This window comes from Streptomyces sp. NBC_00075, assembly GCF_045041225.1.
Taxonomy (GTDB): domain Bacteria; phylum Actinomycetota; class Actinomycetes; order Streptomycetales; family Streptomycetaceae; genus Streptomyces; species Streptomyces adonidis.
In genome coordinates, this window is the sequence record NZ_CP108243.1 from 11,178,285 (window position 1) to 11,193,998 (window position 15,714).

14 protein-coding genes and 1 pseudogene are annotated in these 15,714 nt (G+C 70.3%); 10 read left to right on the forward strand and 5 right to left on the reverse strand.

Annotation, left to right across the window (positions count from 1 at the left end; genetic code table 11):
* Nucleotides 1-7: 7 nt before the first annotated feature.
* Entirely contained in the window at nucleotides 8-1,174 is a 1,167-nt protein-coding gene (locus OG787_RS49160) for an acyl-CoA dehydrogenase family protein (protein WP_369031632.1), read from the reverse strand.
* Nucleotides 1,175-1,360: 186 nt separating this feature from the next.
* Between OG787_RS49160 and OG787_RS49165 the strand changes: the two genes are divergently transcribed.
* The 3 genes from OG787_RS49165 (at nucleotide 1,361) to OG787_RS49175 (ending at nucleotide 4,854) form a co-directional block, all read left to right on the forward strand.
* Nucleotides 1,361-2,731: a phospholipase gene (locus OG787_RS49165; protein ID WP_405539977.1), complete on the forward strand. Its 1,371-nt coding sequence runs from the start codon at nucleotides 1,361-1,363 to the stop codon at nucleotides 2,729-2,731.
* Nucleotides 2,732-2,795: 64 nt separating this feature from the next.
* Nucleotides 2,796-3,695 carry an aldo/keto reductase gene (locus OG787_RS49170; protein ID WP_369031630.1) on the forward strand — a complete coding sequence of 300 codons (900 nt, stop codon included), beginning with the start codon at nucleotides 2,796-2,798 and terminating at the stop codon, nucleotides 3,693-3,695.
* Nucleotides 3,696-3,888: 193 nt separating this feature from the next.
* A complete protein-coding gene (locus OG787_RS49175; protein WP_405539978.1) occupies nucleotides 3,889-4,854 on the forward strand; it encodes a hydrolase in 966 nt (321 codons plus the stop codon).
* A gap of 57 nt (nucleotides 4,855-4,911) precedes the next feature.
* On the opposite strand, the gene OG787_RS49180 is transcribed toward OG787_RS49175, so the two are convergent.
* Nucleotides 4,912-5,619 carry a dienelactone hydrolase family protein gene (locus OG787_RS49180; RefSeq protein ID WP_369031629.1) on the reverse strand — a complete coding sequence of 236 codons (708 nt, stop codon included), beginning with the start codon at nucleotides 5,617-5,619 and terminating at the stop codon, nucleotides 4,912-4,914.
* Nucleotides 5,555-6,433, reverse strand: a complete 879-nt coding sequence (locus tag OG787_RS49185; RefSeq protein ID WP_405539979.1) for a phosphatase PAP2 family protein — start codon at nucleotides 6,431-6,433, stop codon at nucleotides 5,555-5,557. The genes OG787_RS49180 and OG787_RS49185 overlap by 65 nt, the downstream gene beginning before the upstream one ends.
* A gap of 248 nt (nucleotides 6,434-6,681) precedes the next feature.
* On the opposite strand from OG787_RS49185, the pseudogene OG787_RS49190 reads away from it, so the two are divergent.
* Nucleotides 6,682-7,071 (forward strand): annotated as a pseudogene (locus OG787_RS49190) (VOC family protein); the annotation flags it as partial.
* Nucleotides 7,072-7,136: 65 nt separating this feature from the next.
* On the forward strand, nucleotides 7,137-8,201 hold the full coding sequence (locus OG787_RS49195; RefSeq protein WP_369031626.1) for an adenosine deaminase: 1,065 nt from the start codon (nucleotides 7,137-7,139) through the stop codon (nucleotides 8,199-8,201).
* Here the strand turns inward: OG787_RS49195 and OG787_RS49200 are convergent.
* Both OG787_RS49200 and OG787_RS49205 read right to left on the reverse strand, forming a co-directional pair.
* Nucleotides 8,189-8,698 (reverse strand): DinB family protein, encoded by a 510-nt coding sequence (locus tag OG787_RS49200; RefSeq protein ID WP_405539980.1) that lies wholly within the window; start codon nucleotides 8,696-8,698, stop codon nucleotides 8,189-8,191. The two genes, OG787_RS49195 and OG787_RS49200, sit on opposite strands and share 13 nt — an antisense overlap.
* Before the next feature lie 28 nt (nucleotides 8,699-8,726).
* Nucleotides 8,727-9,626, reverse strand: a complete 900-nt coding sequence (locus tag OG787_RS49205) for a LysR substrate-binding domain-containing protein (protein ID WP_369031624.1) — start codon at nucleotides 9,624-9,626, stop codon at nucleotides 8,727-8,729.
* A gap of 120 nt (nucleotides 9,627-9,746) precedes the next feature.
* Between OG787_RS49205 and mgrA the strand changes: the two genes are divergently transcribed.
* The 5 genes from mgrA (at nucleotide 9,747) to OG787_RS49230 (ending at nucleotide 15,693) form a co-directional block, all read left to right on the forward strand.
* Complete coding sequence (gene mgrA, locus OG787_RS49210) at nucleotides 9,747-10,739, forward strand: L-glyceraldehyde 3-phosphate reductase (RefSeq protein ID WP_369031623.1); 993 nt, start codon at nucleotides 9,747-9,749, stop codon at nucleotides 10,737-10,739.
* Nucleotides 10,740-11,242: 503 nt separating this feature from the next.
* Complete coding sequence (locus tag OG787_RS49215) at nucleotides 11,243-11,653, forward strand: hypothetical protein (protein ID WP_369031622.1); 411 nt, start codon at nucleotides 11,243-11,245, stop codon at nucleotides 11,651-11,653.
* Nucleotides 11,654-11,720: 67 nt separating this feature from the next.
* On the forward strand, nucleotides 11,721-14,063 hold the full coding sequence (locus OG787_RS49220) for an FHA domain-containing protein (protein ID WP_405539981.1): 2,343 nt from the start codon (nucleotides 11,721-11,723) through the stop codon (nucleotides 14,061-14,063).
* 29 nt (nucleotides 14,064-14,092) lie between these two features.
* Nucleotides 14,093-14,686: a hypothetical protein gene (locus tag OG787_RS49225; RefSeq protein ID WP_405539982.1), complete on the forward strand. Its 594-nt coding sequence runs from the start codon at nucleotides 14,093-14,095 to the stop codon at nucleotides 14,684-14,686.
* On the forward strand, nucleotides 14,683-15,693 hold the full coding sequence (locus tag OG787_RS49230) for a serine/threonine-protein kinase (protein ID WP_405539983.1): 1,011 nt from the start codon (nucleotides 14,683-14,685) through the stop codon (nucleotides 15,691-15,693). Before OG787_RS49225 ends, OG787_RS49230 begins: the two co-directional genes overlap by 4 nt.
* Nucleotides 15,694-15,714: the final 21 nt, after the last annotated feature.

Genomic DNA, 15,714 nt, shown 5'->3' on the forward strand with positions numbered 1-15,714 from the left:
CCGGTGACTAGTAACTCCTCGGCAGGCCCAGCACATGCGAGCCGAGATAGTTGAGGATCATTTCCTGGCTGATCGGCGCGATCCGCATCAGCCGCGCCTCACGGAAGTAGCGGGCCACGTGGTACTCCTCGGAGTAGCCCATCCCGCCGTGCGTCTGGAGCGCCCGGTCCGCCGCCGTGAACCCGGCGTCCGCGCACAGGTACTTGGCGGTGTTGGCCTCGCGCCCGCACGGCCGGCCGTGGTCGTACAGCCAGGTCGCCTTGCGCAGCACCAGCTCGGCCGCGTCCAGCCGGGCCAGCGAGTCCGCGAGCGGGAACTGCACCCCCTGGTTCATGCCGATGGGCCGGTCGAACACGACCCGCTCCTTCCCGTACTGGACGGCCTTGTCGAGCGCGACCCGCCCGATACCCAGCGCTTCGGCGGCGATCAGCATCCGCTCCGGATTGAGCCCGTCGAGGAGATACCGGAACCCCTGGCCCTCCTCGCCGACCCGGTCCTCGACCGGCACCCGCAGATCGTCGATGAACAGCTCGTTGGACGTGACGGCGTTGCGGCCCATCTTCGGGATGGGGCGGATGTCGACATGGGCGCGGTCGAGATCGGTGAGGAAGAGGGTCATCCCGTCGGTCTTCTTCGCGACCTCGCCGACCTTCGCCGTGCGCGTCAGCAGCAGGATCTTCTCCGACTCCATCGCCTTGGAGATCCACACCTTGCGGCCGTTCACCACGTAGTGGTCGCCGTCCCGGCGCGCGTACGTCGTGATGCTCGTCGTGTCCAGACCGGCCCCCGGCTCGGTCACGCCGAAACAGACGTGCAGGTCACCGGTGGCGATACGGGGAAGCGTCCGGCGCTTCAGCTCCTCGGAGCCGTGCACCACGACGGGATGCATCCCGAAGATCGACAGATGGATGGCGCTGGCGGCGTTCATCCCGCCGCCCGACCGCGCGACCTCTTCCAGCAGCAGCGTGGCCTCGGTGATCCCGAGGCCATGGCCGCCGTACTCCTCGGGGATGGTGAGCCCCAGCCAGCCGCCGCGTGCGACGGCGTCGTAGAACTCGGCCGGGAACTCGTGGTCCCGGTCCTTCTCCATCCAGTACCGGTCGTCGAAGTCGCGCAGAAGTCCGGCGACGGCCTTGCGGATCGTTTCCTGGTCCTCGGTCAGCTCGAAGTCCACAGTGCGAACGCCTCCCGCAGCCTCGGTGGCGTCGAAACATACCAAAGGTCAGACCGAAGTCATAGACGGCGGCTGAAAGGTTGGGTTGCGCGTGTGCCGAGTGTGCTGACTTTGTACGGACCTTCGTGATGTCATGCCCCTGCCGACCGAGCCGTCGAGCCTCCGCGTTCACGAAGGGCCTCGTCAATGCCAACCCCCCGCACCGCACTGCTCACCGCAACCGCCGCCCTGGCAGCGGCAGTTGCAACACCAGCACCGCCCGCCCTGGCCGCCCCCGTACCGGCCGCCGGCGCCTACTACGTCCAGAGCGCCACGACCGGACTCAACGCCGCCGACGACGCGGGAGCCGTCGAGCAACACCGGCCCAAGGGCAACGAGGACCGCCAGCAGTGGACGCTGCGCGCGAGCGGAACCTCGTACCTACTGGAGAGCACCGACACCGCGGGCTCCTGCCTCGGCCGCTCCGGCGACCAGGCCAGGACCGTCGCCTGTACGAGCGCCGACGCGCCCTGGGAGATCACCCCCTCCGGCACCGACCAGTACACGCTCAAGGCCCCGGGAACCACCCGCTACTTGACGGTCGCCGCCAAGCCGTCCGGCGCCAACTACCCCGACCAGCTGGCCATCGGCGGCGCGGGAAGCCTGGCCGCCTGGTACCTCACCCCGGTCACCCCCGCGGTCAGCCCGATGCCCTCCGCCGACCAACGCACCCTGGACCAGGTCACGTTCCTCACCTCCCACAACGCCTACGCCAACGGTGTCGACGGCGGCTTCGCCCCGCCCTTCGTCAACCTCGTCCCGAACCAGACACGCGGCATCAACCAGCAACTCACCGACGGCGTACGGGGGTTCATGCTGGACATCCACCAGACCTCCGACGGCGCGATCCTCTGCCACAACAGCTGCACCCTTGTCAGCAGCCCGGTCGCACTCTGGGTGGACCTCCAGCGGATGGTCGACTTCCTCAAGCAGAACCCCACCCAGGTCGTCACCGTCTTCCTGGAGGACTACGTCGACCCGGGCGTCCTGCGCAGCGAACTCGCCCGCGTCAGCGGCCTGTCGGACGTCCTCCACCGCCCCGACCAGACCGGCGTACGCCAGAACGGCTGGCCGAAGGTCGCCGACCTGATCGCCGCCAACGACCGGCTGCTGATCTTCACCGACCACAGCCGCTCCGCCGACCAGACCGCCGGCCTGACCCGCGACACCTTCGGCGTGATGTACCAGCGCGAATGGACCGTCGAGAACTACTGGTCCATGGGCGGCGGCCTCGGCGCCTCCGACTGGTCCTGCTACAGCCGCTGGTACGGCGCCGACTCCAACACCCCGCTGACCCTCACCCAGGGCGCCTTCAAGCCCCTCTTCGTCATGAACCACTTCCGGGACGCGGCGATCACCTCCACGGCGACGACCGACAACACCAAACTCGCCGACCGCGCCCAGCGGTTCTGCCAGCCGGCCGCCCGCAAGAAGCCCAACTTCCTGGCCGTGGACCACTACAACCTGGGGAACCCGGCTTCGGCGGTGGCCACGCTGAACACGTACGTGTATCCGTAAAAGGAGCCAAAAGGACGGTAAGAACGTCGATCCGGTGCCCGGGGCGCGTGCGAGACTCCGCCGAATGACCTCGCAGACGATCACCGCGGACGCCGCGGGCACCTGGAAACTCGGCGATCTCACCGTCAACCGGCTCGGGTTCGGAGCCATGCGGCTCACCGGCAGCGCGGCCTTCCACCTCGGCACGCCCAGCGATCGCGAACGGTCGCTGGCCGTGCTGCGGAAGGCCGTCGAACTCGGCGTCAACCACATCGACACAGCCGCCTTCTACTTCTCCGCGCTGCGCTCCGCCAACGAACTGATCAACAGCGCGCTGGCGCCGTACCCGGACGACCTCGTCATCGTCACCAAGGTCGGCCCGTACCGCGACTACTCGGGGGAGTGGGGCACCTCCGCCCGCCCCGACCAACTGCGCGGACACGTCGAGGAGAACCTGCGCCAGCTCGGGCGCGACCATCTCGACGTGGTCAATCTGCGGCGGACACGGCAGGACTCGATCGCCGAGCACTTCGGCGCGCTCGCCGAACTGCGCGAGGCCGGCCTGATCCGCCACCTCGGGATCTCCGGGGTCGAGCCCCGACACCTCGCCGAGGCGCGGGCGATCGCCCCGGTGGTGTGCGTGCAGAACCGGTTCGCGCTGGACCTGCCCGACCCCGAGGGCGAAGAACTCCTGCGGCTGTGCGGGGAGTTCGGCATCGCCTTCGTTCCCTTCTTCGCCGTTGCGGGCAGTGGGGGACCGCGGGGCGCCACCGACACCCACGACGACGCGGTACTCGCCGTCGCCCGGGCACACGGAGTCAGTCCCGCCCAGGTGCGGATCGCCTGGAGCCTGCACCAGGGGGCGCATGTGCTCGCCATCCCGGGCACGGGCAACCCGGAGCACGTCGTGGACAACGTGGCGGCGGGCGGACTGCGGCTGACGGAGGAGGAGTCGGCCGCGCTCGGCGCGACACATCGCCCGTAATCGCCCTCAAATGCCGTTTCCCGGCCGGTGGTTACTCGTGTGTAAGAGCTTTACGTGAAACCCCGGCCGGGCCTCCCGGTGGCGTGGATCTTGTCGGTACGGTCCTGCCTTGTGTGCACCGGGAGGGCTCCAACGCCCGGTCTACGCGCGCAGATTCGGCACCCGCACCGCCTTCCCCCACATCCCCCCACCCATGGAGGAACGCCAGATGTACGCCATCACCGGGACCCGGCACAGACTCGCCTCGGCCCTCGCCGTGCTCGGCCTGATCGCCACCGGCGTCGCCGTCCAGGCCACCGCCACCGCGACCCCCGCCCACGCGGCCACCACACACCGCGTCCTCTTCGACAACGCCCACGCCGAGACGGCAGGCAACGCCGACTGGATCATCTCCACCAGCCAGCCCAACCCGCTCTCCCAGGACTCCGCCCCCTCCGACGAGACCGACTGGACCGGCGCGCTCTCCTCCTGGGGTGTCGCCCTCCAGCAGACCGGCGACTACAGCCTCAAGACGCTGCCCTCGGGCTCCAGCCTCGCCTACGGCGGCTCCACCGCCACCGACCTGTCGAACTTCGACACCCTGGTGCTGCCCGAGCCCAACACGCTGTTCACCACGGCCGAGAAGACCGCCATCATGAAGTTCGTCCAGAACGGCGGCGGCCTCTTCATGATCTCCGACCACACCGGGGCCGACCGCAACAACGACGGCGAGGACGCGGTCGAGATCCTCAACGACCTGATGACCAACAACAGCGTCGACTCCGACGATCCGTTCGGCTTCTCCATCGACGCGAAGAGCATCAGCTCCGGCTACCCGGCCGCGATCAGCGACAGCACGAACGCCGTCCTGCACGGCAGCTTCGGCACGGTCACCAAGAGCCTCATCGCCAGCGGTACGACGGCCACTCTCACACCCGCCGACAACTCCGCCGTCAAGGGCCTGCTCTACCGCTCCGGTTACTCCGGCAACACCGGCGCGTTCTTCCTGACCAGTACCTACGGCAGCGGCCGGGTCGCCTTCTGGGGCGACAGCTCCCCGATCGACGACGGCACCGGCCAGTCCGGCAACACCCTGTACGACGGCTGGAACGACACCGGCGCCACCAACGCCCCCCTCGCCCTCAACGCCACGGCCTGGCTCGCGGGCGCGAGCGACTAGCCCGACGGGCGGGCCCGGGAACCCCGGGCCCGCCCACCGCCGTACGGGAGCCGGCGCTCAGCGCACCCGCTCCCGCAGGAACGGCACCGTGCTCTCCCACGCCCGCGCCGCCGACTCCGCGTCGTACACCGGGCGGGAGTCGTTGAAGAAGGCGTGGTCCGCCGGGTAGACGCGCAGATCCGCGGTGATACCCGCCTGCTTCTTGATGGCCTCGCGCAGCGGGTCCAGGCTCTCCACCGGGATGCTCGCGTCGAGTTCGCCGTAGTGGCCGAGCACCTCGGCCCTCAGGCCGGAGAAGTCGGGCAGCTCGCCCTGGATGACACCGTAGAACGGCACGGCGGCACTGACGCGCGGGTCCGCCGCGGCCTGGTAGAGCACGAAGCCGCCGCCCATGCAGAAACCGACCGAGCCGACCGTTTCCGAGGTGACCTCGGGTCGGGCCAGCAGGTAGTCGACCGCGCCGGTGAGGAGTTCGACGCCCTTCGGCACCGGCAGGGCCCGCAGCATGCGCAGCGCCTCCTCGCTCTCGTGCGCCACGTTGCCGCCGTAGAGGTCGGGGGCGAGGGCGACGAAGCCCTCCTGCGCGAGCCGGTCCGTGACGTCCGCTATGTGGTCGTTGAGGCCCCACCACTCCTGGATGACGATGACACCGGGTCCGCTGCCGGACGGAGGCAACGCCAGATAGCCGTGCGCGGTGGTGTCAGCGCTGGGAAACGTCACGTTCTGGCGGGACGGGTATCCGGTCGGCTTCGGCAGCTCGGACATGGCACTCAACTCCTGGAAGGGCGGCGCTCGGTGGGGGTGCGTCGCAGCCGTCGGACTCCGACGCGATCTCCACCCTGCCACGCGCGGGTTCGGCCCCCGATCCCGGCCCCGGTATGCCGGGCAGCAGTGCCCCGCGTACTCCGGCCCCGTCGCCTCGCAGCGCCCCGCGAATCCCGGTCCCGTCCCCGCGCAGCACCTCCGCGCACGCGTCCGGTGCGAAGCGCGTCACCGCGTACGCCGCCAGGCCCAGCCACCACGCGGCGAACAGCCAGCCGCCGACGACATCCGAGAACCAGTGGACGCCCAGATAGACCCGGGTCAGCCCGACCAGCACACCCCAGCAGCCGACCGCGGCGGCGATCGCGGACCGCCCGCGCGGGGCCCGTATCCACACGGCCAGGACGAGCAGCCCGGCCGTGACGGCCGACGTCGTCGTGTGGCCCGAGGGGAACGACCAGTGGCCGGCGTCCGTCGCCCAGTGCGCCACGGCGGGCCGGGGCCGGGACAGCAGTGCCATCACCGAGAACCGCACCGCCTGGGCGGTGACCAGACAGACCAGACAGGCGGCGGCCGCCAGGATCCGCTGCCGCGCGGTCCGGCCGAGCAGACAACCGGCGAGGGCGACCAGGGCGTACGGAACGAAGCCCGAGCCGGTGTGGGTCACCACCCGGGCGAGGGTGACGACCGCCTCCGGGCGGTGCGCGAGCGACCACTCCAGCAGATCCCGGTCGCCGAACAGCGTGCCGCCGCCCTGGACCATGACCGTGACGGCGAGCAGCACGAGCAGCACGAACGCGACCAGGCTCCCCAGCATCGGGGAGCCCGCCCTTGCGACAGCCTGCTCACGGTTCACATCTGCTCGACGATCACGCTTCGGCGATCGTTCCCGGAACCTCACGGACGCGGACGAGATCACCCGTGCGGGTACGGAGATGACACACCCTGGGTGTTACGTATAACCTCACCCGTCAACCGCACGTGATCCGCAGGTCAACCGGACAGTCCGGCGCATCCGCGCCTGCGCCCGGACCGCACCCGCACCCGAGAGGCAGAGGAGAGCCGATGAGACGCATCGCACTTGTCACCCTCGTCGTGGACGACTACGACGAGGCGATCCGTTTCTACACCGACGCCCTCGGTTTCCGGCTGGTCGAGGACACCCCACGCCCCGACGGCTCCCGCTGGGTGGTCGTCGAGCCGGGTACCGCAGGGGCGGGCACCGGCCTGCTGCTCGCCCGGGCCAAGGACGAGGACCAACGCGCCCGGATCGGCGACCAGACCGGCGGACGCGTGGGCTTCTTCCTGCACACGGACGACTTCGCCCGCGACCACGCCCGGATGAGCGCCGCAGGCGTGACCTTCCTGGAGGAGCCGCGCCACGAGCCGTACGGCTCGGTCGCCGTCTTCGAGGATCTGTACGGCAACCGCTGGGACCTCCTCCAGCCGACCGCCACCGACTCAACCGCAGCCACCCACCCCACCCCACCGCACCACCACCTGCCGAGGAATCACCGCACATGACCGCGTCCCACGTCGACACCGACACCCTCCGCCGCCTCCCCAAGGCCGTGCTGCACGACCACCTCGACGGAGGCCTGCGCCCCGCCACCCTGGTCGAGCTGGCCGCCGAGGTCGGGCACACCCTGCCCACCACCGACCCGGACGAGCTGGCCGCCTGGTACTACGAGGCCGCCAACTCCGGTGACCTGGTGCGCTACATAGCCACCTTCGAGCACACCCTCGCCGTGATGCAGACCCGCGAGGGCCTGCTGCGTACCGCCGAGGAGTACGTGCTCGACCTCGCCGAGGACGGTGTCGTCTACGCCGAGGTGCGCTACGCCCCCGAACTGAACGTGAACGGCGGGCTGACCCTCCCCGAGGTCGTCGAGACCGTCCAGGAGGGTCTGGCGGCCGGTATGGCGAAGGCCGCCGCTGCCGGGACCCCGGTGCGGGTCGGGACGCTGCTGTGCGGGATGCGCATGTTCGACCGGGTCCGGGAGGCCGCCGACCTGGCCGTCGCCTTCCGGGACGCCGGTGTCGTCGGCTTCGACATCGCGGGCGCCGAGGACGGCTTCCCGCCCGCCGACCACCTCGCCGCCTTCGAACACCTGCGCGGCGAGAGCGTGCCGTTCACGATCCACGCCGGCGAGGCCCACGGCCTGCCCAGCATCCACCAGGCCCTCCAGGTCTGCGGCGCCCAGCGCATCGGCCACGGCGTCCGCATCACCGAGGACATCGTCGACGGCAAGCTCGGCCGCCTCGCGGGCTGGGTGCGCGACCGCCGGATCGCCCTGGAGATGTGCCCGACCTCCAATCTCCAGACCGGCGCGGCCACCTCGATCGCCGAGCACCCCATCACGGCCCTGAAGGACCTGGGCTTCCGCGTCACCCTCAACACGGACAACCGGCTCGTCTCCGGCACGACGATGACCCGCGAGATGTCCCTGCTGGTCGAGGAGGCCGACTGGACGGTCGAGGACCTGCGCACGGTGACCGTGAACGCGGTCAAGAGCGCGTTCATCCCGTTCGACGAGCGCAACGCCCTCATCGAGGACGTGGTGCTCCCCGGCTACGCGCTCTGAAGCAGTCCCCGCAGATAGGCGGCCTGGCCGACGTGCTGAAGATCGTCGGCCAGGACGCTCACCAGCCGGACGCCGAGCGTGACCGGCGGGTCCCAGTTCTCGTCGACGATGTGCTCCAGGTCCCCGGAGGTCAGACCGTGCAGGGATGCCACGGTCTGGGCGTGCACGGCGTCGTAGTAGCCGGTCAGCAGCTCGGGGGAGTCGACCCGCACCTTGGCGACCTGCGCCGAGGTGTGGCCGTACCCGATGTCACGGGGCTTCAGGCCGAGGCCGAAGCGCTTCTCCCAGTCCTGGGTCAGCCACACCTGGTCGAGACCGAAGGCACCGGCCACATGGTCGTCCTGGACCCGGGTGAGATGCCAGACCAGCCAGGCGATCGAGTTGGCGTCGGGGCCTGGTCGGTGGTTGAGGTCGTCGGGGCCCAGGCCCTCGACGGCGGCGTGGACTTCTTCCTGGATGCGGGTGTACGCGTCGATGAGGATGTCCTGTGCATGCATGAGGTACAGCCTCGCGCATTCCGGCCCGTCATGCCCCCTCGGTCTCCCGCTCGGTCTCCAGAAGGGCCATGAGCGCCCGCGCCGCGGGACTGGTCGCCTCCGAGGCAGGAAGCAGGGCGACCGTCTCGTACACGGTCTCGCCGGTGCCCTTGACCGGGAGCGCCGTCAGCGACTCGCGCTTGTGCCGGAAGTGCCGGGGTACGACGGCCACCCCGAGGTTCTCGTCCACCAGGTCGAGGAGACTGTGCACGTCGTTGACCTCCAGGGCGACCGTCCGGCGCACGCCCGCCTCGGCGAAGGCGGCGTCGGTGGTGCGGCGCGGCCCCCAGTCCGGGTGGAAGTCGACGAACACCTCGCCGCCCAGGTCCTCCGGGGTCACGGCCGCGCCGATCGCCGCGAGCCGGTGGCTCGGATGGCACAGCATGGTCATCGGCTCGCTGCTCAGCGGTACGGCCCGCAACTGGTCGGTCTCGTCCCGCGTCCCGCGGACGGCGAAGGCCAGGTCCAGCCGCCCCGCGGCCACCTCCTCCGCCAGCGCGCCCGAGCCCGCCTGCCGCAGGCAGATCTCCACGTCCGGGTGCTGCCGCCGGAACGCGGCGAGGAGCCCCGCCACATGCACCCCGGCGATGCACTGCTCGGAGCCCAGCGCGAGCATCCCGCGCAGCACCCCCTGTACCGCGGCCACCGCCTCGTGGGCCGACCGCACCTGGGCGAGGATCCGCTCGGCCTCGCCGAGCAGCGCACGCCCCGCCGGGGTGAGCGTCACCCGGCGGGTCGTACGCACGAACAGCGGGGTCTGGAGCTCCCGCTCCAGCGCGCGGATCGAGGCCGACAGACCCGACTGCGACACCATCAGGCGTTCGGCGGCCCGGGTGAAGTGCTGGTCCTCGGCTACCGCGACGAAGTGCTGAAGATGGCGTAGCTCCATGATTGAGAAGCCTATCCGCTGAATTCCATCCGATTCTCCTGTTGGACCACTGCCCGTTCCCGGGGGAAGAGTAGGAACAGCAGAGATCACATCCGCCGTGCCAACCACTCTGGAGTCGCGTTGTACACCGCACACACCGACCGTTACGCGGACATGCCCTACCGGCGCACCGGACGCAGCGGTCTGAAGCTCCCCGCGCTGTCGCTCGGCCTGTGGCACAACTTCGGACCCGACCGTCCCGTCGACACCCAGCGGGCCATCCTGCGCCGCGCCTTCGACCTCGGCGTCACCCACTTCGACCTGGCCAACAACTACGGCCCGCCGCCCGGCGCCGCCGAGTCCGCCCTCGGCGAGGCGCTCAAGGCCGACTTCGCCCCGTACCGCGACGAACTCGTGATCTCCACCAAGGCCGGCTATCTGATGTGGCCGGGCCCGTACGGCGAATGGGGCTCGCGGAAGTACCTGCTGTCCTCGCTCGACCAGAGCCTGACCCGCATGGGCCTGGACTACGTCGACATCTTCTACTCGCACCGCCCCGACCCGGAGACTCCCCTGGAGGAGACGATGGGCGCCCTGCACACGGCCGTCCAGCAGGGCAAGGCGCTCTACGTCGGCATCTCCAACTACTCCGCCGAGCAGACCCGCGAGGCCGCCCGCATCCTGGGCGAGCTGGGCACCCCGCTCCTCATCCACCAGCCGCGCTATTCGATGCTCGACCGCCGTCCCGAGGACGAGGGTCTGCTGGACGCGCTGGACGAGCTACAGGTCGGCTCCATCGTCTTCTCCCCGCTGGAGCAGGGCCTGCTCACCGGCCGCTACCTCAACGGCATCCCGGCGGACTCCAGGGCGGCGAGCGACAGCCCCTTCCTGAACTCCGACCGGATCACCGAGGACCTCGTGCAGCAACTGCGCGCCCTCGACGACATCGCCAAGTCCCGTGGTCAGAGCCTCGCCCAGCTGGCGCTGGCCTGGGTGCTGCGCGGGGGCAGGGTGACCTCCGCGCTGGTCGGCGCGAGCAGCCCGCAGCAGCTGGAGGACAGCGTCGCGGCCATCGGCAACCTGGAATTCTCCGACGAGGAGCTGGCGCGAATCGATGCGGTGATCAAGGCCTGATCTTTTGCCTGATCCTTTCTCGCTCGCATATGAACGGAACCGCCCGGCCGCCCGTACTGTCACGATGACGCCTCTTCCCGGTCGCCGGGATCAAGGAATCTGACGGATTCCGGCCAGGTCAGGCAGGTCCAGCCCCAGGTGGCGGGCTTTTGCACGATACGGCTGTGAATTGCCTGTCCGCCCCGGCGGCCTTTTCGCTGGTGGTCATCGCGCCCTCCGTTCCCAGTGGTCTTCGCTCCAGAGACCACTGGGAAGCGGAGCGGTGATCGTGAATCCCGCGCTCCCCGGGAATCCCCGTGGATCCGCCGACGGTAAAAGAGACCGTCCCGTCGGATTCTGGTCCATACCTGCCGGGAATATGCCAGGCGAATGCCTGGAGACTGGCCGGAAAGGCGTGGTGACAGAGTGTCAATAGTGAAGATACTCAACTGGTAGAACACTGCACGACCGAGTGAGCCGCAGGGAAAGCGAGGCAGGACCGGCACGCGATCGGGGGAAAGACCGTGCACGACGAGTTCCTTTGCCATGTCACGGCGTACGGCGTCTGCGCGGGTCGGCGAATAGGCGTACCGCTGGGTACGTATCGCGCGCCCACCCTGGCGCTGGCCCTGTGGTGGTTACGGGACCGGGCGAACTGGATCGCCGAACGGCTCGATCCGCAGCCCGAGGAGCAGTACTTCCCCCCGAACTCACTCGTCCCGGTCGCCGGCACCGTGCCCGACGTCCCCGGTCTGCTGCGCGCCTGGAGCATGGACCAGTACCAACAGGAGCTGGTCGCCGACGAGTTGGCGGCCGGCCGGCTCGTCCGGATCGCCACGTACGACGAGACCACCGAGTACGAACTGCTCGCCGAGTCCGTCGACGCCCTGCGGATGCAGCGGACCACCCCGGCGCTGGTCGTGCCGGTCGCCTAGGTTCCGGGACTGCGGAGCCCCCGGGCTGGCCAGGCGTATATACGGACGAATCGCTAGAATTCTGGGCATGGCAGACCGGTCGGTTGCGCCGCCTGCGCCCGAACTCGTCCTGGAGACGGAGTCGGGCTCCACGCTGATGAGTCCGGGCCACGCCTACCACGTCGGACGTGATCCGCTCAGTGAGATCGTCATCGACGACGCCCGGGTCTCCTGGCACCACGCGGTGCTGCGGCAGGAGGACGGCCACTGGACGGTCGAGGACGAGAACAGCACGAACGGCACGTACGCCGACGGTCTGCGCGTCCATGAACGGGACATCGGACCCGGCAGCGTCCTGCGCTTCGGCAGCCCCGCCGACGGGCCGCGCGCCGTCCTCGTCAGCCCGCCCCCGCCGGCCCGAGAACGCCCCTCGGCGGTCTCCATGCCCGGCCTGACCGGCACCTTCCGGCAGCCGACCACCGTCCGGCCGCTGTCTGCCCGTACCGTCCGCATCGGTCGCGCCGCCGACAACGACCTGGTCGTCGACGACCTCCTCGTCTCCCGCCGGCACGCCGAACTGCGCGCCGACCCGGACGGGACGTACGAGATCGTCGACCTGGGCAGCCACAACGGCACGTTTCTCAACGGCGGGCCCGTCGCTCGGGGGATCGTCGCGCCCGGTGACATCGTCGGCGTCGGGCACTCCGCGTTCTGCCTGGTCGGCGACCAGCTCCAGGAGTACGTCGACACCGGCGAGGTCTCCCTGGACGTCCAGGACCTCACCGTCGCCGTCGACCACGGCCGCAAGACGCTGCTGGAGGGCGTGTCCTTCCCGGTGGGGGAGAAGTGCCTGCTCGCGGTCGTCGGACCCAGCGGCGCCGGCAAGTCCACCCTCCTCAACGCCCTCACCGGCCAGCGCCCCGCCGACCACGGCACGGTCCTCTACGACGGGCGCGACCTCTACCGCGACTACGCCGAACTCCGTCAGCGCATCGGTCTCGTCCCGCAGGACGACATCCTGCACGCCCAGCTGACCGTGCGCGGAGCCCTCTCCTACGCCGCCGAACTGCGCTTCCCGCAGGACACCGCGAAGGCGGAACGGAGGGCGCGGGTGGACGAGGTGGTGCGCGAACTCGGCCTGGAACAGCGGGCCAAGCAGCCCGTGCACAGCCTCTCCGGCGGACAGCGCAAGCGGGTCAGCGTGGCCCTGGAACTGCTCACCAAGCCGTCGCTGCTCTTCCTCGACGAACCGACCTCGGGCCTCGACCCCGGGATGGACCGCTCGGTGATGCACATGCTGCGCGGCCTCGCAGACGACGGCCGGACCGTCATCGTCGTCACCCACAGCGTGCTCAGCCTCGACGTCTGCGACCGCCTGCTGGTGCTGGCCCCCGGCGGCAAGGTCGCCTACTACGGGCCGCCCGAGGACACCCTCGCCTTCTTCGGGTACGAGCAGTGGCCCGAGGCGTTCGAGGCCTTCGAGCGCGACCGGGAACGGGACTGGGCGGGGGACTACCGTGCCTCGCCGTTCCATCGGCAGTACATCGTCAACTCGACCTCACAGCCCCGGCTGCCGAGTCCGGGCCCGGTCGCCGCCGCCCCACCCCCGCCCAAACCGCAGAGCTGGGGCGCCCAGTTGAGCACCCTGGTCCGCCGCTACACGGCCGCGCTGAGCGCCGACCGCACCTTCCTCGCCATCATGATCGCGCTGCCGTTCGTGATGGGCGCGATGGCCAGGGCGCTGGCGGGCGGCAAGCTGGACCGGGAGACGGCGATGAACGCGCTGCTCATCCTGTGCGTCGGCGGCGTCCTGACGGGGGCGGCAAACGCCGTGCGCGAACTGGTCAAGGAACGGGTGATCTACCAGCGCGAACGGGCTGTCGGCCTGTCCAGATCGGCGTACCTGATGTCGAAGGTCGTCGTCCTCGGGACGATCACCGTCGCCCAGGCCGTCGTACTGACCCTCGTCGCGCTGCTCGGCGTCGACCTCAACGCACCCGGCGGTGAAGGTGTGTTGATGCCGCCCCTGGTGGAGATCACGGTCGCCGTCGCGCTGCTCTCCTTCACGGCGATGATGCTCGGGCTGCTGGTCTCGGCGCTGGTCCGCAAGGAGGAGGTGACGATGCCGCTGCTCGTGCTGCTGGCCATCGTCCAGGTCGTGTTCTGCGGAGCCCTGCTTAAACTCGACGGCGTCCCCGGTATCGAACAGCTCTCCTGGCTGGTGCCCTCGCGCTGGGCGCTCGGCGCGATGGCGGGCACGATCGGGCTGTCCCGGATCGTCCCCGGGGAGCTGACCGGCGACCCGCTGTTCGAACACTCGGCCGGGGTCTGGCTGCTCAACACGGGCATGCTGGTCGTGCTCTCGGTGGTCTTCGGCTACCTGGTCCTCCGGCTGCTGCGGCGGCACGAACCGGCTGTCATGCGGAAGTAGAAGGGGGCGGGAGAGATGGGGTGGGTGAGATGACGTCCCCCGGTTTCCGGATCACCGGGTTCCGGCCCACGCACGTCGTCCCCGGGGACGGCCTGGCCGCCTGGGAGGAGCCGGACCCGTCCCGGCCGACGGTGCCCCTCGACGCGCTGCTGCCGGTCGAGCTGGTCGAGCGGCGTGGTGACTGGGGGCACGTGCGGTGCGCGAACGGCTGGTCCGCCTGGGTCGACGGACGGCTCCTGGTCGCCGTACCGCAGGACCCGCCCGCCGAGGGCGCCCCGCTGGCCCGCACCGCCGACCCACGGCCCCTGCTGGCCCGAGCGGAACAGGCGCTGGCTCGGTATCGCGCCGCCGTGGAGGAGCTGACCGGGGGCGGGCTCGACCGGGAGTCGTTCCAGGGGCGTACGCACGGACAGCGGATCGGGATCGTCGTCGACGGGGAGTCCGTGTGGCTGTACGACGCCGAGCACGAGCGGTGGGTGTACACCGACGGCACCCGGCTCAGCACCTACGCCGCCGACCGGGAACCCGCCGCCCCCGCGCACGAGCCGACCCAGGTGGTGCCCGACCTGGGCCACGCGCCCACCCAGGTCGTCAGGGACGACGGCGACGGCGGCGGCCGATGAGCCGCGACCCGGACCGCGACACGCGTTCGCACGCGGGACGCCCCTCCGACCTGATCGGGAAGCAGCTCGCCGGCTACCGCGTCGAGGCGGAGATCGGCCGGGGCGGCATGGCCGTCGTCTACCGGGCCAGGGACCTGCGGCTCGACCGGACCGTCGCCCTGAAGCTCCTCGCCCCCGAACTCGCCCGCAACGACACCTTCCGCAAGCGTTTCACCCACGAGTCCCGGGTGGCCGCCGCGATCGACCATCCGCACATCGTCCCCGTCTTCGAGGCCGACGAGAAGGACGGCATCCTCTACATCGCGATGCGGTACGTCGAAGGCAGCGACCTGCGTCATCTCCTGGACCGCAAGGGCCCGTTGACACTCACGGCCGCGACGCGCATCGCCGCCCAGGTGGCCTCCGCGCTCGACGCCGCCCACGAACACGGCCTCGTCCACCGGGACGTCAAACCCGGCAACATCCTGGTCGCCCGGGGCACCGACAGCGACCACCCCGAGCACGTCTACCTCACCGACTTCGGCCTGACGAAGAAGTCGCTGTCCCTGACCGGCTTCACGACGGTCGGCCAGTTCGTCGGCACCCTCGACTACGTGGCCCCCGAGCAGATCTCGGGCCGCCCGGTCGACGGCCGCTGCGACGTCTACGGCTTCGCCTGCGTGGTCTACGAACTCCTGGTGGGCCACCCGCCGTTCCGACGCGACGACGACATGGCCCTGCTGTGGGCCCACCAGTACGACGAGCCACCTCCGCCGACCGAGGAGCGCCCCGAACTCCCGGCCGCCGTGGACCCGGTGTTCGCGAAGGCCCTGGCCAAGTCCCCCGACGACCGCTACGACTCCTGCCTCGACTTCATCGCCGCACTCCGCGCGGCCCCGACCTCGCACACGGGGCACACGACCACGAAGGTGGTCCACCTGCCCGAGCCCACCGAGGAACCCCCACCACAGCCTCCGGACTGGGCCCGCCCGGTGTTCACCCGGCACGGTCACCGGCAGTCGGGATGACAGGCCCCGGGGCGCGTGCGG